This is a genomic window from Allobosea sp. TAB14 (assembly GCF_052113865.1).
In the GTDB taxonomy this organism is placed as follows: domain Bacteria; phylum Pseudomonadota; class Alphaproteobacteria; order Rhizobiales; family Beijerinckiaceae; genus Allobosea; species Allobosea spartocytisi.
The window spans coordinates 1-20,017 of sequence record NZ_JBFRDQ010000022.1; the positions used below are offsets into that span (position 1 = coordinate 1).

Sequence of the window (20,017 nt, forward strand, 5' to 3'; positions counted from 1 at the left end):
GCTCTACAGCGATATCGGCCAGCCCGGCTTCGACCCCGAGGGCGACCGCTTCATGCTCTGCGGCTCGCCACAGATGCTCGCCGACCTCAAGACGATCTTCGCCGAGCGCGGCCTTGAGGAAGGCAATCACGGCGAGGCCGGCGACTACGTCATCGAAAAGGCCTTCGTCGAGAAATAAGCCCCAGCCGGGCACCTCGAAGCACGGCGCCGCGATCCGCGAGCGGGTATCGGCCATGCCGCATCTGCAAAGCGCGCGCCGCGCTTTTGCGCCAGTGTAGCCGCGCTCTGTTTCGATCGCGGTACCCAGTCATGAACATGCGCGTGTCCCAAGCCGCCCACTCCGCCACCCCGGTCGGAATCGGCCAGTCGCTGCCGCGCAACGAGGATGCGGTCCTCGTCCGGGGCGAGGGGCGCTACACCGACGACCTCTCTCTGGAGGGGCAGCTTCACGCCGCCTTCGTTCGCAGCCCGCATGCCCACGGCATCATCCGCGAGATCGACGTCTCGGCGGCGCGGGCCATGAAGGGCGTCGTCGCGGTCTACACGGCCGATGATCTCGAAGGCCAGGGCTACGGCACGCTGAAATGCCAGCTCGACCTGACCAGCCGCGACGGAACGCCGTTGAGGAAGCCGGTGCGGAAGGCGCTGGCCATCGACAAGGTCCGCTATGTCGGCGACCCCGTGGCGATGGTCGTGGCCCGCACGCCCGCGAAGGCCCGCGACGCGGCCGAGGCGGTGGCACTCGATATCGACATCCTCCCGGCCGTCACCTCGGCAGAGGAGGCGCTTGAGCCCGGCGCGCCGCAGCTCTTCGACGACGTCCCCGGCAACCTCGTCCTCGACTATCATTTCGGCGACGCCGCCAAGGTCGCCGAGGCCTTCGCCAAGGCCGCGCATGTCACGAAGCTGCGGATCGTCAACAACCGCATCGTGGTGAACCCGATCGAGCCCCGTGCCGCGATCGGCGCCTATGACCGCAAGACCGGCCGCTACACGCTTCATGCCCCGAGCCAGGGCGCCTTCGGCATGCGCAACAGCCTCGCCGCGGCGATGGGTGTTCCCGCAGGGCGGATGCGGCTCGTCACCGGCCATGTCGGCGGCTCCTTCGGCATGAAGGCCTCGGTGTTTCCCGAATATGTCGTGCTGCTGCACGCGGCGCGGCTGCTGAAGAAGCCGGTGAAATGGACCGACCAGCGCGCGGAGAGCTTCGTCTCCGACCATCACGGCCGGGACATGGCCTTCGAGGCCGAGCTCGCGCTCGATGCGCGCGGCCGCTTCCTGGCGACGCGCTTCACCGGCTTCGGCAATATGGGCGGCTATCTCTCCTCGGTCGGGCCGATGATGGCGACGCTCAACATCGGCAAGAACAGCGTCGGCATGTACCGCACGCCGCTGGTCGAGGTCGCGACCCGCTGCGCCGTCACCAATACCGTGCCGATCGCGGCCTATCGCGGCGCCGGGCGCCCCGAGGGCAATTACTTCATGGAGCGGCTGATCGATGCCGCCGCCCGCGAGATGAAGATCGACAAGGCCGTGCTCCGGCAGCGCAACCTGATCCCCACGGACAAGCTGCCCTGGACCACGCCGATCGGGACGCAATATGACAGCGGCGATTTCCCGGCGCTCTTCGCCCGGGCGCTGGAGGCGGCCGACTGGAAGGGCTACCGGGCCCGCGAACGCGCCAGCCGCAAGGCCGGCAAGCTGCGCGGCCGTGGCATCGGCTGCTATCTCGAGGTCACCGCACCGCCGACGAACGAGATGGGCGGCATCCATTTCGAGCCGGACGGAACCGTCACCATCGTCACCGGCACGCTCGATTACGGCCAGGGCCACTGGACGCCCTTCGCTCAGGTGCTGACGAGCCAGCTCGGCGTGCCCTTCGACAAGATCCGCCTCGTACAGGGCGACAGCGACAGGCTGATCGCCGGCGGCGGCACCGGCGGCTCGAAATCGATCATGGCGAGCGGCTCGGCGATCATCGAGGCGAGCGAGAAGGTCGTCGAGAAGGGCAAGCTGCTGGCCGCCCATTTCCTGGAGGCCGGCCTCCCCGACATCGAATTCGCCGAGGGCCGCTTCGGCATCGCCGGAACCGACCGCTCGATCGGCATCATGGAGCTGGCCGCAAGGGTGAGGACGGCAGCATCCCTGCCCGATGATCTCCCCGGGACGCTGGATGTCGACCATGTCTTCAAGGCCGCGCCTTCGGCCTATCCCAATGGCTGCCATATCGCCGAGGTCGAGATCGATCCGGACACCGGGCAGGTCGAGATCGCCGGCTATGTCATGGTCAACGATTTCGGCACGCTGGTGAACCCGATGATCGTCGAGGGGCAGTTGCATGGCGGGGTCGTGCAGGGCATTGGCCAGGCGCTCTACGAGATGACCAGCTATGACGAGGCCGGGCAGCTCATGACCGGCTCCTTCATGGACTACGCCATGCCGCGCGCGGCGGATGTGCCGTTCTTCACCTTCATCAGCCAGGGCGTTCCCACCCGCACCAACCGGGTCGGCGCCAAGGGCTGCGGCGAGGCCGGCTGCGCCGGCTCGCTACCCTCGGTGATGAACGCGATCGTCGACGCGCTCTCGCCTTACGACGTCGATCATGTCGACATGCCGGCGACGCCCCTGACGATCTGGCGGATCATCCACGAGCGCGGCGGCCACGCTTGATCGGCGGGGCCGAAAGCCCCGTCGCACCGACAGGTCGCGTTGGCATCGACGTGGCGACAGGGCGCGGCGAAGGCAGGCGCGATTCGCTGCCGGCTTACGGGTCGCGACGACGGAGTTCGGTTCCGATCGATGGCCGGGTTTGGGGCCGGTGCCCCCCACGCGCACCGCAACAGGAGAATCGGCTTCAAAAGCCCGATCTTCACCACGCCACGCGGGCACGGTCTCGACAGCGGTGACGGGAGTTAGGCCTTGGTGGAGCTGAGGGGATTCGAACCCCTGACCTCTGCAGTGCGATTGCAGCGCTCTCCCATCTGAGCTACAGCCCCAAGGCGCTGGCCTTCTAGGCCGTGCGTCGCGTGAATGTCAATCGTCTCCCTTGCCTCTTTCGGCAGGTGTCGGCGATATTCTGCGGCAACCTCTCCGGACAGGCCTAAAAGGAAGACCGATGCGTGCCGTTCTCGACGTGGTTCTGCTCGCGCTGCAGATCTATGTGTGGATTCTGATCGCCTCGGCCGTTCTGAGCTGGCTGATCGCCTTCAACGTCATCAACACCCGCAACCAGTTCGTCGCCACCGTCTGGGACATGCTCTACCGCATGACCGAGCCCGCGCTGCGGCCGATCCGCCAGCGGCTGCCCAATCTCGGCGGCATCGACATCTCGCCGATCATCCTGCTGCTGATCATCTACTTCATCCAGAGCGTGATCATCCGCTACATCTACCCCAACGTCTTCTGACGCGAAGCGGCTCCACCCGGGAGCGCCCTGCGCAGGACGCGACCCGCAGGCGGGCAGGACGCATTCGACCTCCCGAGCCTGCCCATGCAACATGCGGCCGCCGTCAGCTTCCGGAGGCCGCCTCGTGTTCACCCCCACCACCCCCTATCGCAGCCAGAACTGGCACCTGACGAAGCCCGCCGCACGCGGCCGGCACGGCCTCGTCGTCTCGCAGAGCCGGGAGGCGGCCGAGGCCGGCACGGCGATCCTCGAACAGGGCGGCAACGCGGCCGATGCCGCCGTCGCGGCCTGCTTCGCGCTCGCCGCCGTCGAGCCCTGGAACAGCGGGCTGGGCGGCATCGGCTTCGCCGTCGTGCTCAAGGCGGGCGAGACCCGCGCGCAGGTCGTCGATTTCGGGCCGGTCGCGCCGCGCCGGGCCGACCCCACCGATTACCCCCTCACCGGCGCGATGAAGAAGGATCTCTTCACCTGGCCCGAGGTCGTCGGCGATCGGAACATCCACGGCCCGCTCTCCTTCGTCACACCCTCCTCGGTCGCGGGCTACGCGAAGCTGAAGGAGGCCTTCGGCTCGGCGCTGCCGCTGGCGGATCTGCTCGCCCCCGCCATCGCGCTCGCAAAGCGCGGCCTGCCGGCCGATTGGTACACGACGCTCAAGGTCGCCTCCTCGGCTTCGGTGCTTCGCCTCTATGAGGAGAGCGCGCGGATCTACCTCCCCGGCGGCCTGCCGCCGGTGCCGCCCTATCAGGGCTCGCCGGGCTTCATGATGCTGGGCGAATTGCCGGCGACGCTGGAGCGGCTGGCGCAAGCCGGGCTCGACGATTTCTACCGGGGCGACATCGCGCGGCGTATCGCGGCCGACATCGCGGCCGCTGGCGGCGTGGTCGACGCGCAGGATCTGGCGGATTGCAAGGCCGAAATTCGCGAAGCGCCGAGCATCGCCTGGCGCGGCAGCCATCTCATCCACACCGCCGGCGGGCTGACCGCCGCGCCGACGCTGGAACGGGTCATCGCCGGCATGGCCGACGCCCCGACCGATGGGAGCGGTCCGTCCGCGGCCTGGTTCGCGCAGCTCTCGCGCGTGATGCGGCAGGCCTATCGCGAGCGGCTGGACGGGCTCGGCGCCGCGACCGCGGCCAAGGAACCCGGCGACACCTGCACCACCCATCTCACCGTGGTCGACCGCGACGGCAACCTCGTCACCGTCACCACGACGCTGCTCTCCTCGATGGGCAGCCGCGTCGTGCTGCCCTCGACCGGCGTGCTGATGAACAACGGCATGATGTGGTTCGATCCCCGCCCCGGCAGCGCCAACGCCATCGCGCCGGGCGCGCGGCCGCTCTGCAACATGTGCCCGGTCGTCGTCACGCCGAAGGACGGCGGCTGGCCGCGCCTCGCGGCCGGCTCCTCGGGCGGACGGCGCATCCTCGCCAGCGTCTACCAGACGTTGGCCTGGCAGCTCGATTTCGGGATGGAGGCCGAGGCAAACGCCCATCAGCCGCGCATCGACGTCTCCGGCCCCGATTCGACCAGCGCCGATCCGCGCCTGCCGGCCGAGACCCTCGCCGCGCTGGAGGCAGCCGGACCGACCGCGCTCGCCGAGCACGCCGTGCTGCCGATCAACTTCGCCTGTCCGAACTTCATCCGCGTCGACCGGAACGGCGCCGAGGGGTCGAGCGACGCGGCTTCGCCCTGGTCGGCGGCTGTGGCGGCGCAGCGCTGATTGTCTTGCGGCGTGCCGTGTTTGCTCGAAAACACGCCGCCATCCCGCAAAATCGAGCTCCGGCATAAGAAAAGGCGGCCACCCGGCCGCCTTTTCCCTGTGTCACTGTTGATGACCGCGCTCAGCTACGCTTCACGCCCCAGGGATAAGGCGCCGAGCCCGCCAGCATCCCGGTGATGTTCTTGCGATAGGCGGTGCGGCTCAAGAACTGGCCAAGCGGGACCGTCGCGACCTCCTCCAGCGCCAGCCGGCCCAGTTCCCCGGCGGTCTTGCGCTGCGCCGCCTCGTCGGCGGCATAGAGCCAGGCCTCGGCGAGTTCCTCGGCCTTGTCGCTCTTCCACCAGCCGAACCAGCCCTTCTCGCCCTGGCCGCGAACGATCGTGGACTGGGCCGGGTCGCCCCAGCTGATCGCCGAGCCAGTGGTGTGGAAGATGCTCCAGCCGCCCTTCTCGACCGCCTCGCGGCTGCCGCGGCGCTGGACCACGGTGCCCCAGTCGCTCGCCGCCATCTCGACATTCATGCCGAGCTTCTTCAGCAATTCGAACGTCACCTCGCCCAGCGGCCCGATATCCGGGAAGTCGGTCGGATTGATGATGACGACCTTCTCGCCGTTGTAGCCGGATTCCTTCAGCGCCGCCTTCGCCTTGTCGAGGCTCTGCGGCATCAGGTCTTCCTGCTCGCCGGCATAATAGGGCGTACCGCGCCACCACAGGCTGCGGCAGGTCTGCCAGAGCGTGGTGTCGTCGCCCTGGGTCGCGCGCATATAGTCTTCCTGCTTCACCGCCATGCGGACGGCCGCCCGGATCTTCGGATTGTTGAAGGGCGCCTGAAGATGGTTGAGGCGCATGATCGCGCCGCGACCGGCCTTGTCGATCACCTCCTGCTTGATGTCGGCATTGCCAGACAGCATCGGCTGCAAATCGGCGAGCGGCCGCTCCCACCAGTCGACCTCGCCTCGGGTCAGCGCCGCCGCCGCCGTCGCGGGGTCCGGCAGGATGTTCCATTCGATGCGCTTGAAATAGGCGACCTTGCCGCCGGCATTGCGGCTCGCGGGCTCGCTGCGCGGCTTGTACGCCTCGAACTTCTCATAGGCGACGCGGCTGCCCGAGACATAATCCGCTGGGACGAACTTGTAGGGGCCGGAGCCGACCATCTCGGTCACCTGCGTGTTCGCGTCGGTCTTCGCCAGGCGCTCGGGCATGATCACCGGCGGCTGGTCGGATTTGCCCAGGCATTCCAGCATCCGCGGGAAGGGCCGCTTGAGCTTGATCTCGATCGTGCGCTCGTCCGGCGCACCCCATTCCTCGACAGCCCGGCCCAGCAGCTGGCCGTAAGGGTCCCGCTGGGTCCAGCGCTTGACGCTGGCGGCGCAGTCGGCGGCCTTGACCGGCGTTCCGTCATGGAAGGTCAGCCCTTCCCGCAGCTTGATGCGCCAGGTCTTGCCGTCGGCGGAAACCTCGTGCCCCTCCGCCATCTGCGGCTGGGGCTTCAGGTTCTCGTCGGCCCCGTAGAGCATGTCGAAGACGTAGTAGGCGTGGTTGTTGGTCACGGTCGCGGTCGTCCAGATCGGATCGAGCGCCGAGAGGTTGGCCTGCGGCACGAACTTCATCAGTGTCGCCGATGCCTGCGCGCTGGCTGGCTCCGGCAGCAGCGGGCCAGCAAGCCCGAGCGCTGCCGTACCCATCAAAAATTCACGACGTCTCATCTGCGTTCTCCCCTTTTATGGTTGATCTTTGCTGGTGCGTGGGCGGTCATTGCCGGCCGTGGCCGATCTTGGCCCATCCATCAGTCGAAGCCCATGAAATTCGGGCTCTCGCTGATCGGGCGGGCCTTGGCGAGCCTGGCGAGGTCGGGCACGGGCCGGGCCGTCAGCGGATCGCCGGCGAGCTGCGCCTCCAGCGCCGCTGCGACCGCCAGAACCTTGGCGTCGCCGCCGCGCGGGCCGACGATCTGCAGGCCGAAGGGCATGCCGTTGCGGTCGAGCCCGACCGGCAGCGAGATGGCGGGATGGCCGACGACCGTGACCGCATAGGCCATGGCGAGCCAGTGGAAATAGGTCCGCGTCGGCTTGCCGTCGATCTCGGCCGGATAGAGCTCGCTCCAGGGTCGCGGGCTCAGCGTCATCGCCGGCGACAGGATGACGTCGTAATCGGAGAAGAAATGCTGCCAGCGCTGATAGATCGCCGTCTGCTGCTTCATCGCCCGGGTCACGTCGAGCGCGGAATAGCCCAACCCCTCCTCGACATTGGCGCGGACATTCGGCCCGACCAGATCGGGCGTGTCGCGCACCTTGTCGTGATGTCCGGCGAGGAAGGCGACCGCCCGCAGGATCTCGAATACCTCGTCGGTGCCTTCGCAATCCGGCGTCGCCGCCTCGGCCGCACGGAAGAGGTGGCTGAAGGCGCCGGTCTTTTCGGCGAAGGTTTCGCGAATCAGGCGCTCGGTCGGCGCGAAGCCGAAATCCGGTGTCAGCGCGACCTTGAGCGAGGCGAGGTCGATGGCGTCCGGCCGGGCGAAATCCTCCGGCCGCCGCACCGTCCTGCCATGGATCGTCGTCGCCAGCGGATCGGCCGCGTCATCGGAGACCATGGTCGAGAGCAGCAGGCACAGATCCGGCACGTTGCGCGCCATCGGCCCGAGCACGGAGAGCGGGGTCCAGCCGAGCGCGCGCTTCTCGCTGGGCACCAACCCCGGCGACGGCCGGAAGCCGACGATGCCGTTGAAAGCCGCCGGGTTGCGCAGCGAGCCGCCCGTGTCGGAGCCGGTGGCGAGCGGCACCATATTGGTCGCCAGCACGACGCCCGAGCCGCCCGACGAGCCGGCCGCGCTCTTCGTCGGATCGAAGGGATTGCCGGTCACGCCATAGACGGCATTGCGGGTATTGGCGCCCGCTCCCCATTCCGGCGTGTTGGTCTTGCCCGCGATGATCGCGCCGGCCTTGCGCACGGAGGCGACGATGAGCTGGTCCTGCTTCGGCACGAAATCGCGATAGAGCGGGCTGCCATAGGTCGTGCGCAGGCCCGCGACATTCTCCAGATCCTTGATGCCGACCGGCAAGCCGTGCAGCGCGCCGAGCGCCTCTCCACGCGCCGTCGCCTCGTCGGCCGCCGCCGCGGCCTTGCGGGCGGCCTCGTCGTCGCGCGCCACCATGGCGTTCACGGCCGGGTCGATCGCATCCATGCGCCGGATGCAGCTTTCGAGCAGTTCGCGGGCGGAAAGCTTCTTGGCGCCGATCAGGGCGCGCGCGGTGACGGCGGTGAGGTCGCAGGGTTCAGTCAAGGCATGGTCTCCATTGTGCCTGCCCCTCAGCAAGCGTTATGCCGGGCGCCGAGCGTCCGATGTGACAGCGTAGGAAAAACGAAAGCGGAATGTCCATGACCGAAGCGCGCATGGCTGACCTTCGGACAAGGGCGAGCCGGTGAGCAAGGCGGCGAGCCCGTTCTGGCGGGAGACGCCCAGCGGCGTGCAAGTCTCGGTGCGGCTCACGCCACGCGGCGGGCGCGACGCGCTCGACGGCGTCGAGACGCTCGCCGATGGCCGCGCCGTGCTGAAGGCGCGCGTCCGCGCCGCCCCGAGCGAGGGCGAGGCCAACGCCGCCCTGGTCGCGCTGGTCGCGAAGGAATTCGGGCTGCCGCGCTCTCAGGTCACGATCGCGGCCGGCGCCACCGCCCGGCTGAAGACCGTCGCCCTGCAAGGCGATCCGGCCGTGCTGGCGGCGCGGTTGCGGGCACGATTCGCCGCCGCCTGATCCCCGCTTCCATTGCCGCAGCGCAGCATCCGCTTGACGGACGCCTCGCTTTCCTGTTCGACAGGGCCATGGACAAGCCCGCGGCCCCCTTTCCCCAGCGGCTCACGGAAGGTTATCGCACCTTCCTCGACGATCGTTTCATCCGCGAGAAGGACCGATACGAGGAACTCGGCGAGAACGGCCAGACGCCGAAGATCATGCTGATCGGCTGCTGCGATTCGCGCGTCTCGCCGGAGGTCATCTTCGATGCGCGGCCGGGCGAGATGTTCGTTGCCCGCAATATCGCCAATCTCGTGCCGCCCTTCGCGCCGGACGATCAGCTCCACGGCACCTCGGCCGCGCTCGAATATGCGATCCAGGCGCTCAAGGTCGAGCATATCGTCGTGCTCGGCCATGGCCGCTGCGGCGGCATCCGCGCCTTCGCCGACGACAGCCAGGAGGCGCTCTCGCCCGGCGACTTCATCGGCAAATGGATCACCCTGATCGGGCCGGCCGCCGAACGCACCGGCGGGCGCGGCCGCAACGAAAGCTTCGACGACTACCTGCACCGGCTGGAACTCGCCTCGATCCAGCAATCGCTCGCCAATCTGCGCACCTTCCCCTGCGTGCAGATCCTCGAAAGCAAGGGCCGGCTGCATCTACACGGCGCCTATTTCGCGGTGGCGACCGGCGTGCTGATGATCCTCGACCCCGCGACCGGGCAGTTCATCCCCGCCGTCGGCGAGATGCCCAAGCGGGTCCAGCAGATCCGCTGCATCGAGGGTTAGGCCGCCGAGCTGGGCGGGGCATCGCGCGTCATGCCCGGGCTTGACCCGAGCATCTCACGACACGGAGGCGCAGGCGCCCCTTCTGTAAGAGTTTCGCTTCGACCGAGAATGACGCCTGATACGCCCGTATCAATCCCCATCCGCCAGCGGATGGAGATCGCGCACCAGGCTCTTCAAGCGCTCGTCGAGCACATGGGTGTAGATCTGGGTGGTGGCGATGTCGGCATGGCCGAGCAGTTCCTGCACCACGCGGAGATCGGCGCCGTTCTGCAGCAGATGGCTGGCGAAGGCATGGCGCAGGACATGCGGGCTCAAGGACGCGCCCGGCAGCCCGGCCGCGCCACCCAGCGCCTTGAGCTCGCGCCCGAAGGCCTGGCGGGTCAGATGCCCGCTTTCGCCGTCTGACGGAAAAAGCCAGCGGCCATCCGCCTGCCCGGCTTCGCGCAGCGCGTCGAGCCAGGCGCGGGCGGCGGCACGCGCCGCCTCGTTCAGCGGCACCAGCCGCTCCTTGTCGCCCTTGCCGCGCACGATCAGGAAGCGCTCGCGCGTCGTCGCGGCCGAAAGCGGCAGCGCGATCAGCTCCGAGACGCGCAAGCCCGTCGCATAGAGCATCTCGACGAGGCAGCGCATCCTGAGCGCCCTGAGCCGGGCGGCCTGCGTCAGCCCCTCGCGCTCGCAGGCCTCGCGCGCCGCGCCGAGCAAACGGTCGACATCGCCGACGGACACGACCTTGGGCAGCGGCCGGCCCTGACGCGGCCCCGCGATCGCGGCCGTGGGGTCGCTGCCGGAGAGCCCCTCCGTATAGAGGAAGCGGTGGAACTGCCTGACGGCCGAGAGCCTTCGCGCCGCCGAGGACGCCTTCAGCCCCCGCTCCGCCAGATCGGCGAGCCAGCCGCGAATATCGTCCGAGGTCGCGCTCTCCAGCGGCTTGCCGGCGAGGAAGACGAGGTAATCCGAGACATCGCGCTCATAGGCATCGAGCGTGTTGCGCGCCGCCCCGCGCTCGGCCGCCAGCATGTCGAGGAAAGTGTTGAGGCGCTGGCGCGGGATCCGGCTCATTTCGGCTGCAGCCTCGCCGGCGGCACGATCTCGACCATCTCGCGCTGCACCGGCTGGACGAAGGTGACGAGCGCGATCATGCCCGCGAAGACCAGCCCGGCGATGACGGCGACGAAGAACAGGAACCGGAACAGGGTCGGCACGTCTGGCGAACTTTCGCTCTTGCTTTACGGCACCGGCCTTGTCCGAAAACCGCATGCCGCGTCGAGGGCCGATGCGCGCGCAGTTGTCGGCGCCCGACTGTTATCCGCGATGCCGCCCGGCCGACGCAAGGGCAAGCACGCCACAGCGATGCGTAAAACTCTTCGAAATCGGGCCGGAAGAGGCGTGACAGAGGCATGACGCAGGCCGCCGCTGCGTGCTACATCCCCGCCCGAGGAAACGAGCCAGCATGACCGTCGAAACCATCCCAGCTCCGGAAACCGTCGATTTACGTGGCGCGCTCGGCCGCCGTGCCGTCGTGCTGATCGGCATGATGGGCTCGGGCAAGAGCTCGATCGGCCGGCGGCTCGCCAGCCGTCTCGGCATGGGCTTCGTCGACGCCGATATCGAGATCGAGACCGCAGCCGGCATGTCGATCCCCGAAATCTTCGCGCAGCGCGGCGAGGCCGAGTTCCGCGACGGCGAGCGGCGCGTGATCAGCCGCATCCTGACGACGCAGGCTCCTCTGGTGCTCGCGACCGGCGGCGGCGCCTTCATGAATGCCGAGACCCGCGTCCGGGTGAAGGAGCTCGGCGTGTCGGTCTGGCTGAAGGCCGAGCCGGACGTGCTGATGCGCCGCGTGCGCAAGCGCTCGAACCGCCCGCTCCTGCAGACGGCCGATCCGGAAGCGACGCTGCGCGCCATGCTGGCCCAGCGCGAGCCGGTCTATGCGCTGGCCGATCTCACCATCCAGTCGCGCGACGAGCCCCATGAGGTCATCGTCGGTGAAATTGTCGCCGCATTGGAACGCTACCTTGGCGTCGCGGCTGGCGGAGTCGCTGAATCATGAACGCCACCATGTCCCGCGAAACCGGGGCCCGCATCGTCGTCCCCGTCGCGCTCGAGGGCCGCGGCTACGACATCCATATCGGGCGCCACCAGCTCTGCGAGGCGGCGGCGCTGATCGCCGCCTTCGCGCCCGGCGCCCGCGCCGCCCTCGTCACCGACGAGAGCGTCGTTGCGCTCCATGGCGCGGCCTTCGAAACCTGCCTGCAGCAGGAAGGCATCGCGGCGACCCGGATCACCATCCCGCCGGGCGAAGCCTCCAAATCCTATGCCCAGTTCGTCGCGCTCTGCGACGCCCTGCTGGCGGCGAAGATCGAGCGCAACGACCTCGTCATCGCGTTCGGCGGCGGCGTCGTCGGCGACCTCACCGGCTTCGCCGCGGCGGTGCTGCGCCGCGGCGTGCGCCTGATCCAGGTTCCGACGACCCTGCTCTCGCAGGTCGATTCCTCCGTCGGCGGCAAGACCGGCATCAACTCGCCGCACGGCAAGAACCTGATCGGCGCCTTTCACCAGCCGGCCCTCGTCATCGCCGACACCGCCTTGCTCGACACGCTGAGCGAGCGCGAGTTCAAGGCCGGCTATGCCGAGGTGGTGAAATACGGGCTGATCGACGACCCCGCCTTCTTCGACTGGTGCGAGGCCAACTGGAGCCGCGTCATCGCCGGCGGCCCGGAACGCGACCACGCCGTCGCCGTCTCCTGCCGCGCCAAGGCGGCGATCGTCGCCCGCGACGAGCGCGAGGAGGGCGACCGCGCCCTCCTCAATCTCGGCCATACCTTCGCCCACGCGCTGGAACGGCTGACGGGCTACGATTCCCGCCGCCTCGTCCATGGCGAGGCTGTCGCCATCGGGCTCGCGCTCGCCTTCCGCTTCTCGCAGCGGCTGGAGCTCTGCTCCGGCCAGGATGCGGGCCGCGTCGCCCGCCATCTCGACCATGTCGGCCTGCCGAGCCGGTTGCAGCAGGTTCCGGGCGGGGCCGGCAGCGCCGAGGAAATCCTCGCCGCCATGGCGCAGGACAAGAAGGTCAAGCGCGGCGCGCTGACCTTCATCCTCGCCCGCGGCATCGGCAAGAGCTTCATCGCGCCCGGCGTCGCGGCCGAGGAGGTCAAGGGCTTCCTCGAAGCCGAGCTCGCCGCCAACGGCGCAGCGCACTGATCGCGCCGCCGGATCGGCCTACGGGCTGAACACCAGCACGATGAAGACGAAGAACACCGCCAGATGCACCGCGCCTTCCAGCATGGTCGTGCGCGTGCCGGTGAAGGTCAGCGTCGAGAGCAGCAGGGTCATCGCGGCGATCACCATATTGGTCGCCGACAGGCCGAGCACCACCGGCTGGCCGGTGAAGACGCCGATCAGCAGCACGGCCGGCACGGTCATGCCGAGCGTCGAGGCTGCCGCGCCCAGGCACAGATTGATGGCGCGCTGGAGCTGATTGCCGGTGATCGCCTTGAGCGCGGCGATGCATTCCGGCGTGAACACCACCATCGCGATCAGGATGCCGCCCAAAGCCGTCGGCGCGCCGAGCTTGACGATGCCGAAATCCAGCACCGCGGCGAGGCTCTTCGACAGGATCACGATGGGCAGGATATTCGCCAGCAGCAGCCCGATGCGCGGCAGGATTTCCCGCGCCGTGGAGGACGAGGCTTCGTCCCCTTCTGCGACGGCCGCGGCAGCGGACACCTCGCCTTCCGGCGCCGGCTCGTGGAAGAACGCGCTGTGGCGGCCGGTCTGCAGGATGAGGAAGGCGCCGTAGAGCGCCAGGGTGAAGATCGAGAAGGCGACCGCCTGGAAGGAGGTCAGCGTCCCGTCCGTGGTCGAGGTCGTGAAATTCGGCAGGAAGAGCGGGATCACCGTCAGCGGGATGATGACGGCGAGATAGGCGGAGGCGCCTTTCAGGTTGTAGCGCTGCGAGAAATGCCTGAGGCCACCGATCAGGAGCCCGATGCCGACCACCCCGTTGAGCACGATCATCAGCACCGCGAACATGGTGTCGCGGCCGAGCGTCGGCGCGCCCTTGGCGCCCAGCATCACGGCGCCGACGAGCGCGACCTCGATGATGACGATCGACAGCGTCAGGATCAGCGTGCCGTAAGGCTCGCCCAGCCGCTCCGCCAGCTCCTCCGCCTCGTGCACCACCCCGAACGCGGACCAGATGATCACGGCGAGCAGCCAGAGAAAGACCAGCAACGACGGCAGCGGCGCGCCGAGCTGGCCGAGCAGGCTGTCGCCGAACAGCTGGAAAGCGACAACGGAAGCCCAGGCACAGGCGAGGCGAAACAACATCATGCTGAAATGGCTCTGATTTTCGGCGGCAAGGCGGTGATTGTCGCATAATCGCTCGACGCTGTCTCGACGGTCGCCCTAAGCTGCGACGATCCTTCTGCCATCCGCCGCTATTTCCTATCGTATTGATCGAGCAGGGTGGCCCCGTCGGCTCCAGTGCTGCGGCGCCAGCTCTCGATGGCACCACGCCCGGCCTTGGCCAGGGTTTGCGCGACATCCGCCGGCACATCGGCACGAATCGAAACCTTGTTGGCCCGCATGCGAGCATAGTTCTCGTCGAGCCGCGTGCGGATCGCGGCCCATTGCCGCGCTTCCGTATCCTTCGCAGCCGCGTCGACGACCTGCCTGAGATCGGCCGGCAGTGCCTCATAGGCTGCGAGATTGACCGTCGCGAGCGAGATCGGCATCGCGTAGTTCACTTCGGTGAAGTGAGGCAGAAAGTCCCAGAGATTGCGCCCCGCGCCACCATCTCCGGAGGAGAGCACGGCCGTGACCGAGCCGTCCTTCACCTTGGGCATCGCATCGGCGAAGGAGAGATTGGCCGCCTTGGCGCCTGCCGCGTCCATCACCGCGGTCGAGGTCGCGTCATAGGTCCGGATCGACAGGCCTGTGAGGTCAGCCGCCGAATCGAGCGGCGCCTTCGACCAGATGCCCGAGGCCGGCCAGGGCGTGGTGTAGAGGATCTTCTGGCCGAAACCGGCGAGCTTCTTCTCATAGACCGGCCGCGCCAGATCGGTCAGGCGGCGGGCATCGGCGATCGAGGTCGCCAGGAAGGGGAGCGAGGACAGGCCGAACAGCGGATCGACCGCGCCGAGAGCTCCGGCGAAGGCGTCACCCGCGGCGACCTCGCCCTTCTGCACGGCGGCGATCATCTGCGCCGACTTGATGCCGCGCTTGGCATCGTAGCTGGGGCGGATCGTCAGGCGCCCGCCAGATCGTTCATTGACCAGCCTGGCGAAGGTCGCGACGCCTTCGCCGGGGATCGCCGTTTCCGGATATTCCGTCGGCATGTCCCAGGTCGTCTGCGCCAGGGCAGCGCCCGCACCGAGAAGGAGGCCGGAGACGAGAAAACCGGCCGCGAGCCAACGCATGAGAAACCCTCTTTTTGCTGTGCCGGATCATTCCAGCAAGAGGGGCGTCCCTCCGTCAATCCGCCCGCAATTTCTGCGCCAGCGGGCTCGGAGTCTCCGCCGCCAGCTCGGCGGCCGGCTTGTCGCCGACCAGATACTGCGCCCGCGCCAGCGCCGCAAAGCGCCCGCCCTTGGCGACCAGCTCGTCGAAGGTGCCCATCTCCTCGACCTCGCCCTGCTCGAAGACGAGGATGCGGTCGGCGTTGCGGATCGTCGCGAGCCGGTGCGCGATGACGAAGGTGGTGCGCCCCTTCATCACCTCCTCCAGCGCCTTCTGCAGCTTGACCTCGGTCGCGGCGTCGAGCGCCGAGGTCGCCTCGTCGAGGATCAGGATCGGCGGGTTCTTGAGCAGCGCGCGGGCGATCGAGAGGCGCTGGCGCTCGCCGCCGGACAAGGTGCGGCCGCGCTCGCCGACGAGCGTGTCGAGCCCATCCGGCTGGCGCGCCATCACCTCGGCGGCCTGGGCGCGGTCGAGCGCCTCCATCATCTCGGCATCGGTGGCATCGGGCTTGCCGACCTGCAGATTCTCGCGGATCGAGCGGGCGAACAGCATCGGCTCCTGAAAGACGACGCCGATATTGCGCCTGAGCGAGAACAGCGAGATCTCGCGGATGTCCAGGCCGTCGATGGCGATGCGGCCCGATTGCGGGTCGAAGGCACGGTGCAGCAGCCCGAGCGTGGTCGACTTGCCCGAGCCGGTCGAGCCCACCACCGCGATCGTCTCGCCCGGCTTCACCGCGAAGGAGACGTCGCGCACCGCGGTGCGCTTGCCGTCATAGGAGAAGGACACGTCCTCGAAGGCGACCGCGCCCACGAGCCGGCCGGGATCGGGCGCGTTCGGCAGGTCTCGCACCGTCGGCGCCGTGTCGAGCACCTCGAAGAACTCGCGCATCTTCGGCGCTTGCATGAAGATGAAGTTCACGAAGGCGACGATCTGCTCGAGACGCCCGACCAGCATGGTGGCGAAGCCCATGAAGGTGACGATCTCGCCCACCGTCGTCTGGCCGTGCATCAGCAGCCAGGTGCCGACGATGAAGATCGCCAGCACCGTCAGCGTCGCCGAGGCCCGGGTCGCGACATTCGCCACCGCCCACCAGGACAGCACCGGCAATTGCGCGTTGAGCAGGCTCGTGATGGTCGAGCGCAGGCCGCGCACCTCCGCCTCGATGCGGGTGAAGCTCTGGATCACCGGCACGTTGCCGAGCGCATCCGAGGCTTTTTCGGCCAGGCTCGAATGATAGGATTCGACATTGCGCTGGAGCTGGTCGGTCCGGCGCAGCACGAAGCCGGTGAGCGCTCCGAACAGCACGACGAGGCCGATCAGCAGCAGGCCGAGCTGCCAGTTCTTCCAGAGCGTGAAGGGCAGCAGCACGAACAGCGCGACGATCGAGGCGCATTGCTCGCGAAAGAAGGAGAGCCACAGCCCCCACATCGCGCTGGCGCCGTCGAGCATCACCTTGAGCACGCGCCCGGAATGCGTCTGCGTGTGATAGGCGAGCGGCAGGGTCAGCGCATGCTCGAAATACTGCGCCATCACCGCGAGCCGGCGCCGATGCGCGAGCCGGTCGGCATGGAGCGCGACGAAGACCCCGAGCCCGATATTGGCGAGGCCGAAGCCGACCCAGGCCAGGATCAGGATGTCGATGCTGTCCCAGGTCAGCTTGCCGCCGGAGGACTGGATCGTCGTCAGCCGGTCGATCAGCGCACCGAACAGCATCGGCTCGGCGAAGGCCACGGCCGCCAGCAGGATGTTGGCGAGCGCCAGCACGACGCCCAGCCGCCTTTCCGGGCCGAGTTCGCCGAGGACGCGGGCATAGAGGGCAAGCAGCGACATCGGCCGACTCTTAACGGAGCGTTTCGCCGGGGCAAGCACCCAAACCTTAACGCTTCGTTCAAACCACACCTCTTATGGTCTCGCACTGCGGAAAGCCCCGGCCCGCGACCCCGGAGCAGCGCGTGCATCAGGGTGCTCTTATGGATCTCGCCACCGGCGCAGGTATTCTGGGGGGTATCGCGACGATCGTCGCGCTGATCCTGATCGATGGCGGCAATTTCGCCGCCTATTGGGACAAGCACGCCGCGATCATCATCTTCGGCGGCGCCAGCGCGGCCACCATGCTGCGCTTTCCGTTTTCGGTGATCGCGCACGGCCTGCCGATGGGCGTCCGCTTCGCCTTCACCATGCGTTCGGTCAATCCCCGCGAGCTGATCGACGAGATCACGCGCGTCGCCGAGATCGCCCGCAAGAGCGGCCCGGTGGCGCTCGAGAATGTCGAGGTCTCCGACCCGTTCCTCGCCCAGGGGCTGCGCTACATCGCCGACGGCTACGACAAGGACTTCATCCGCGACACGATGGAGCGCGACCGCGACAACTTCCTGCAGCGGCTCGACGAAGGCTCCAAGGTCTACCGCGCCATCGGCGACTGCGCCCCCGCCTGGGGCATGATCGGCACGATTCTCGGCATGGTGACGATGTTCGCCAACATGTCCGACCCCTCCAGGCTCGGCCCGGCCATGGCGACGGCGCTGCTGGCGACGCTCTACGGCGCCATGGTCGCCAACATGTTCACGCTGCCGATCGCCGACAAGCTGCACATCAAGCTCGAGGAAGAGGAGATCTCGCGCACGCTGATCATCGACGGCGTGCTGCAGATGCGCGACGCCAAGAGCCCGACGCTGGTGCGCGAGATGCTGCTGGCCTACCTGCCCGACCACCATCGCGCAGAGATGGCGGCAGCGGCATGACCGGGCTCTAGGCCATGGCGAAGAAAAAACGCGGCGGTCACGGCGGCCACGGCTGGTTCGTGACCTTTGCCGATCTGATGGCGCTGCTCATGGCGTTCTTCGTCATGGTCGCCGCCTATTCGAGCCAGGACAAGCAGAAGATGCAGATCGTCGCCGGCTCGATGCGCGACGCCTTCGGCACGCAAAGCGACGTGCGGCTCGCCGGCATCGTCGAGCTCGACGGCATCCCGACCAAGACGCATATCAAGAACGCCTATATCCGCCCGCTGCAGGACGCCTCCGACAACACCGCGCCCAACCACAACAACCAGAAGGAAGACGGGCTGATCTCCGCGACCTACGATCGCGGCTTCGCGCTCGCTGCCGCCTCGCTGAGGCAAGCGCTGCGCGACATGCCGGAGATCGCCGAGGTCTCGCGCAACGTCCTCGTCGAGGTCTCCGAGGCCGGCATCGACATCCAGCTCGTCGATCAGGAGGGCCGCGCGATGTTCGCGGAAGGCTCGGCTCAGCCCAACGAGCGCATGCGCAAGGTGCTCGCCGCCATCGCCCCGACATTGCGGCGCATGTCCAACAAGATCGCCATTTCCGGCCACAGCGCGACGCCCCGCCCCGGCCAGCCGCCCGAAGGCGATATCTGGGGCCTCTCCGTCGCCCGCGCCAACGCCGTGCGCGAGATTCTCGCCGGTGCCGGCGTGCCCAATGAGCGCTTCCTCTCCGTCACCGGCAAGGGCGACATCGAGCCCCTGATCAAGGACAACCCCTATCTGCCCTATAACCGGCGGGTCGGGATCGTGCTGAAGGCGGATGCGCCGGTGCTGCCGCAAGGGCTGAAGCCCTGAGAATAGCGATCAAGTACCGCGGTCAAGCCCCAGTATGACGGAGCGCCTCCGCCAGCGCCGCATCCGTCACCTCGGCCATCGCCATCTGCAGCTTGTAGGCCTGCGTCTTCGCGCCGGGCTGCATCACCAGGATCACCGTCTCGGTGCCCGGACAGCTCGGATCGGCGCAGAGGATCTCGTTGACGGCAATCACCGTCGTCTCGGGCAGGCCGAGCAACTCGCGAACCTGCCTCTTCAGGCTTTCGGCCACGGCCTTCGCCTCGGCTTTCGCGCCGTCATCCTTGCGGGCCTCGCCCTTGCCGAAGAGCCCGAAGCGCATCGTGCCTAAGCCGGCAGCGTCAGCACGCCGGCGGCACCGTCCTCGGCACCGAAGGCGAGGCGCTTGCCGGCCTTGTCCCAGGCGAAGGCGCTAATGCCGCTGCCGCGCTCGGCCGGCCGTACCAGCAATTCGGAGCCGTCGGTCAGGCGCACCAGCAGGATGCAGCCATCGTCATAGCCGATCGCCAGAACCAGCGCGCCCGGATGGAAGGCGACGCGGGTGACGCGGGCATGGCGCACGCCGCACTCGCGCGGCGCCTTGCCCTGCGGCCCGTCGCCCTGGAAGGGCCAGACGATCGCGCCGTCCGCTCCGCTGGACGCGAGCCAGAGCCCGTCATGCGACCAGGACAGCGAGCGCGGCTTGGCCGGATAGCCGGTCATCCGCATATGGCCCGGCCTGTCGCCGAGCTTCCAGCCATGCAGCGCGTTTTCCTGCATGGAGGTGACGACGAAGCGCCCGTCCGGCGACCAGGCCGCGTCGAGATGCGAGCCCTTCCAGTCGAGGAATTCCGGCTTCGCCTCGGTGTTCGGATACCAGAGCGAGACGCCGTTCATCTGCGCGACGGCGAGGCGATAACCCTTCGGCGCGAAGACCAGGCCCTGCGGCGTGCTCGCGGCCTCCAGCGTGCGGACGCGGCCCTTCTCGTCGCGGGCATGGACCGTCTTGCCGGTGTTCCAGGCGAGATGGCCCGAAGGCGACAGCGTGATCGCGTCGACCCAGCGCCGCTTCGGATCTTTCGCCAGCTCTTCCGGCTCGCCCTCGAACCGCGTTGCGACGACGCGCCCGTCATCGCCGCCCGAGATCAGCCGGTCATTGTCGCCGGTCGCGCAGAGGATGCCGCCGGCATGGGCCTCGACGCTGTCGGTCGCGCCGTCGCGCCAGCGCAGCACGCGCCCGTCGGCCAGCGCGAAGACGAGCCCCTGCTTCAGCCAGCGGGCGGCGACGACATGGTCTCCCACCGCGATGGGGACGACATGCTCGCGCAGCGAGGTGGGTTGGGTCAAAGTAGCCATG

18 protein-coding genes, 1 tRNA gene and 1 pseudogene are annotated in these 20,017 nt (G+C 68.2%); 10 read left to right on the forward strand and 10 right to left on the reverse strand.

Annotated features, from left to right (window positions below; translation table 11 throughout):
• Together AB4Y99_RS05225 and AB4Y99_RS05230 are read left to right on the forward strand one after the other, a co-directional pair.
• Positions 1 to 178, forward strand: a pseudogene (locus AB4Y99_RS05225) (ferredoxin--NADP reductase); the annotation flags it as partial.
• 143 nt (positions 179 to 321) lie between these two features.
• Positions 322 to 2,670, forward strand: a complete 2,349-nt coding sequence (locus AB4Y99_RS05230; protein WP_441522612.1) for a xanthine dehydrogenase family protein molybdopterin-binding subunit — start codon at positions 322 to 324, stop codon at positions 2,668 to 2,670.
• Between the two features lie 250 nt (positions 2,671 to 2,920).
• Here the strand turns inward: AB4Y99_RS05230 and AB4Y99_RS05235 are convergent.
• Positions 2,921 to 2,996: transfer RNA gene (locus AB4Y99_RS05235), tRNA-Ala, on the reverse strand.
• Between the two features lie 119 nt (positions 2,997 to 3,115).
• Between AB4Y99_RS05235 and AB4Y99_RS05240 the strand changes: the two genes are divergently transcribed.
• Together AB4Y99_RS05240 and AB4Y99_RS05245 are read left to right on the forward strand one after the other, a co-directional pair.
• Complete coding sequence (locus AB4Y99_RS05240; protein ID WP_038362916.1) at positions 3,116 to 3,406, forward strand: YggT family protein; 291 nt, start codon at positions 3,116 to 3,118, stop codon at positions 3,404 to 3,406.
• A gap of 124 nt (positions 3,407 to 3,530) precedes the next feature.
• The gene (locus AB4Y99_RS05245; RefSeq protein WP_441522613.1) at positions 3,531 to 5,126 is read left to right on the forward strand and encodes a gamma-glutamyltransferase; all 1,596 of its coding nucleotides are present in this window, start codon (positions 3,531 to 3,533) and stop codon (positions 5,124 to 5,126) included.
• A 121-nt stretch (positions 5,127 to 5,247) separates the two neighbouring features.
• Here AB4Y99_RS05245 and AB4Y99_RS05250 read toward each other — a convergent pair whose 3' ends face one another.
• Complete coding sequence (locus AB4Y99_RS05250; RefSeq protein ID WP_112761744.1) at positions 5,248 to 6,831, reverse strand: ABC transporter substrate-binding protein; 1,584 nt, start codon at positions 6,829 to 6,831, stop codon at positions 5,248 to 5,250.
• Between the two features lie 80 nt (positions 6,832 to 6,911).
• A complete protein-coding gene (locus AB4Y99_RS05255; protein ID WP_441522614.1) occupies positions 6,912 to 8,405 on the reverse strand; it encodes an amidase in 1,494 nt (497 codons plus the stop codon).
• 139 nt (positions 8,406 to 8,544) lie between these two features.
• Between AB4Y99_RS05255 and AB4Y99_RS05260 the strand changes: the two genes are divergently transcribed.
• Entirely contained in the window at positions 8,545 to 8,874 is a 330-nt protein-coding gene (locus AB4Y99_RS05260; RefSeq protein WP_142022858.1) for a DUF167 family protein, read from the forward strand.
• 68 nt (positions 8,875 to 8,942) lie between these two features.
• On the forward strand, positions 8,943 to 9,641 hold the full coding sequence (locus AB4Y99_RS05265) for a carbonic anhydrase (RefSeq protein ID WP_038362906.1): 699 nt from the start codon (positions 8,943 to 8,945) through the stop codon (positions 9,639 to 9,641).
• 129 nt (positions 9,642 to 9,770) lie between these two features.
• Here the strand turns inward: AB4Y99_RS05265 and AB4Y99_RS05270 are convergent, their stop codons facing one another.
• Together AB4Y99_RS05270 and AB4Y99_RS05275 are read right to left on the reverse strand one after the other, a co-directional pair.
• Positions 9,771 to 10,700 (reverse strand): site-specific tyrosine recombinase XerD, encoded by a 930-nt coding sequence (locus AB4Y99_RS05270; protein ID WP_441522615.1) that lies wholly within the window; start codon positions 10,698 to 10,700, stop codon positions 9,771 to 9,773.
• A complete protein-coding gene (locus AB4Y99_RS05275) occupies positions 10,697 to 10,843 on the reverse strand; it encodes a histidine kinase (RefSeq protein ID WP_112761739.1) in 147 nt (48 codons plus the stop codon). Before AB4Y99_RS05275 ends, AB4Y99_RS05270 begins: the two co-directional genes overlap by 4 nt.
• Before the next feature lie 248 nt (positions 10,844 to 11,091).
• On the opposite strand from AB4Y99_RS05275, the gene AB4Y99_RS05280 reads away from it, so the two are divergent.
• Positions 11,092 to 11,691, forward strand: coding sequence for a shikimate kinase (locus AB4Y99_RS05280; RefSeq protein WP_038362902.1), 600 nt, complete (start codon positions 11,092 to 11,094; stop codon positions 11,689 to 11,691).
• A complete protein-coding gene (gene aroB, locus AB4Y99_RS05285) occupies positions 11,688 to 12,842 on the forward strand; it encodes a 3-dehydroquinate synthase (RefSeq protein WP_441522616.1) in 1,155 nt (384 codons plus the stop codon). The genes AB4Y99_RS05280 and aroB overlap by 4 nt, the downstream gene beginning before the upstream one ends.
• Before the next feature lie 18 nt (positions 12,843 to 12,860).
• On the opposite strand, the gene AB4Y99_RS05290 is transcribed toward aroB, so the two are convergent.
• The 3 genes from AB4Y99_RS05290 to AB4Y99_RS05300 all read right to left on the reverse strand — a co-directional run bounded on the left by AB4Y99_RS05290 (position 12,861) and on the right by AB4Y99_RS05300 (position 16,934).
• Positions 12,861 to 13,973 carry a calcium:cation antiporter gene (locus AB4Y99_RS05290; RefSeq protein ID WP_191124116.1) on the reverse strand — a complete coding sequence of 371 codons (1,113 nt, stop codon included), beginning with the start codon at positions 13,971 to 13,973 and terminating at the stop codon, positions 12,861 to 12,863.
• Positions 13,974 to 14,080: 107 nt separating this feature from the next.
• The gene (locus AB4Y99_RS05295) at positions 14,081 to 15,061 is read right to left on the reverse strand and encodes a TRAP transporter substrate-binding protein (protein WP_038362896.1); all 981 of its coding nucleotides are present in this window, start codon (positions 15,059 to 15,061) and stop codon (positions 14,081 to 14,083) included.
• 55 nt (positions 15,062 to 15,116) lie between these two features.
• Positions 15,117 to 16,934, reverse strand: a complete 1,818-nt coding sequence (locus tag AB4Y99_RS05300) for a glucan ABC transporter ATP-binding protein/ permease (RefSeq protein ID WP_441522617.1) — start codon at positions 16,932 to 16,934, stop codon at positions 15,117 to 15,119.
• Between the two features lie 140 nt (positions 16,935 to 17,074).
• Here AB4Y99_RS05300 and AB4Y99_RS05305 point away from each other — a divergent pair, with 140 nt between their 5' ends.
• Both AB4Y99_RS05305 and AB4Y99_RS05310 read left to right on the forward strand, forming a co-directional pair.
• Positions 17,075 to 17,845 (forward strand): motility protein A, encoded by a 771-nt coding sequence (locus AB4Y99_RS05305; RefSeq protein ID WP_038362894.1) that lies wholly within the window; start codon positions 17,075 to 17,077, stop codon positions 17,843 to 17,845.
• A gap of 14 nt (positions 17,846 to 17,859) precedes the next feature.
• Positions 17,860 to 18,684 carry an OmpA/MotB family protein gene (locus AB4Y99_RS05310; protein WP_113253481.1) on the forward strand — a complete coding sequence of 275 codons (825 nt, stop codon included), beginning with the start codon at positions 17,860 to 17,862 and terminating at the stop codon, positions 18,682 to 18,684.
• A 22-nt stretch (positions 18,685 to 18,706) separates the two neighbouring features.
• Here AB4Y99_RS05310 and AB4Y99_RS05315 read toward each other — a convergent pair whose 3' ends face one another.
• Positions 18,707 to 19,003 carry a hypothetical protein gene (locus AB4Y99_RS05315; RefSeq protein ID WP_051987943.1) on the reverse strand — a complete coding sequence of 99 codons (297 nt, stop codon included), beginning with the start codon at positions 19,001 to 19,003 and terminating at the stop codon, positions 18,707 to 18,709.
• A 5-nt stretch (positions 19,004 to 19,008) separates the two neighbouring features.
• The gene (locus AB4Y99_RS05320) at positions 19,009 to 20,016 is read right to left on the reverse strand and encodes a WD40 repeat domain-containing protein (RefSeq protein ID WP_441522618.1); all 1,008 of its coding nucleotides are present in this window, start codon (positions 20,014 to 20,016) and stop codon (positions 19,009 to 19,011) included.
• Position 20,017: the final 1 nt, after the last annotated feature.

Bases quoted from the DNA above. Each gene is read 5' to 3' on its own strand.
- AB4Y99_RS05240 (WP_038362916.1), top strand. From the start codon at position 3,116: ATGCGTGCCGTTCTCGACGTGGTTCTGCTCGCGCTGCAGATCTATGTG.
- AB4Y99_RS05250 (WP_112761744.1), bottom strand. From the start codon at position 6,831: ATGAGACGTCGTGAATTTTTGATGGGTACGGCAGCGCTCGGGCTTGCT.
- AB4Y99_RS05265 (WP_038362906.1), top strand. From the start codon at position 8,943: ATGGACAAGCCCGCGGCCCCCTTTCCCCAGCGGCTCACGGAAGGTTAT.
- AB4Y99_RS05270 (WP_441522615.1), bottom strand. From the start codon at position 10,700: ATGAGCCGGATCCCGCGCCAGCGCCTCAACACTTTCCTCGACATGCTG.
- AB4Y99_RS05280 (WP_038362902.1), top strand. From the start codon at position 11,092: ATGACCGTCGAAACCATCCCAGCTCCGGAAACCGTCGATTTACGTGGC.
- aroB (WP_441522616.1), top strand. From the start codon at position 11,688: ATGAACGCCACCATGTCCCGCGAAACCGGGGCCCGCATCGTCGTCCCC.
- AB4Y99_RS05290 (WP_191124116.1), bottom strand. From the start codon at position 13,973: ATGATGTTGTTTCGCCTCGCCTGTGCCTGGGCTTCCGTTGTCGCTTTC.
- AB4Y99_RS05295 (WP_038362896.1), bottom strand. From the start codon at position 15,061: ATGCGTTGGCTCGCGGCCGGTTTTCTCGTCTCCGGCCTCCTTCTCGGT.
- AB4Y99_RS05300 (WP_441522617.1), bottom strand. From the start codon at position 16,934: ATGTCGCTGCTTGCCCTCTATGCCCGCGTCCTCGGCGAACTCGGCCCG.
- AB4Y99_RS05305 (WP_038362894.1), top strand. From the start codon at position 17,075: ATGGATCTCGCCACCGGCGCAGGTATTCTGGGGGGTATCGCGACGATC.
- AB4Y99_RS05310 (WP_113253481.1), top strand. From the start codon at position 17,860: ATGGCGAAGAAAAAACGCGGCGGTCACGGCGGCCACGGCTGGTTCGTG.
- AB4Y99_RS05315 (WP_051987943.1), bottom strand. From the start codon at position 19,003: ATGCGCTTCGGGCTCTTCGGCAAGGGCGAGGCCCGCAAGGATGACGGC.
- AB4Y99_RS05320 (WP_441522618.1), bottom strand. From the start codon at position 20,016: ATGGCTACTTTGACCCAACCCACCTCGCTGCGCGAGCATGTCGTCCCC.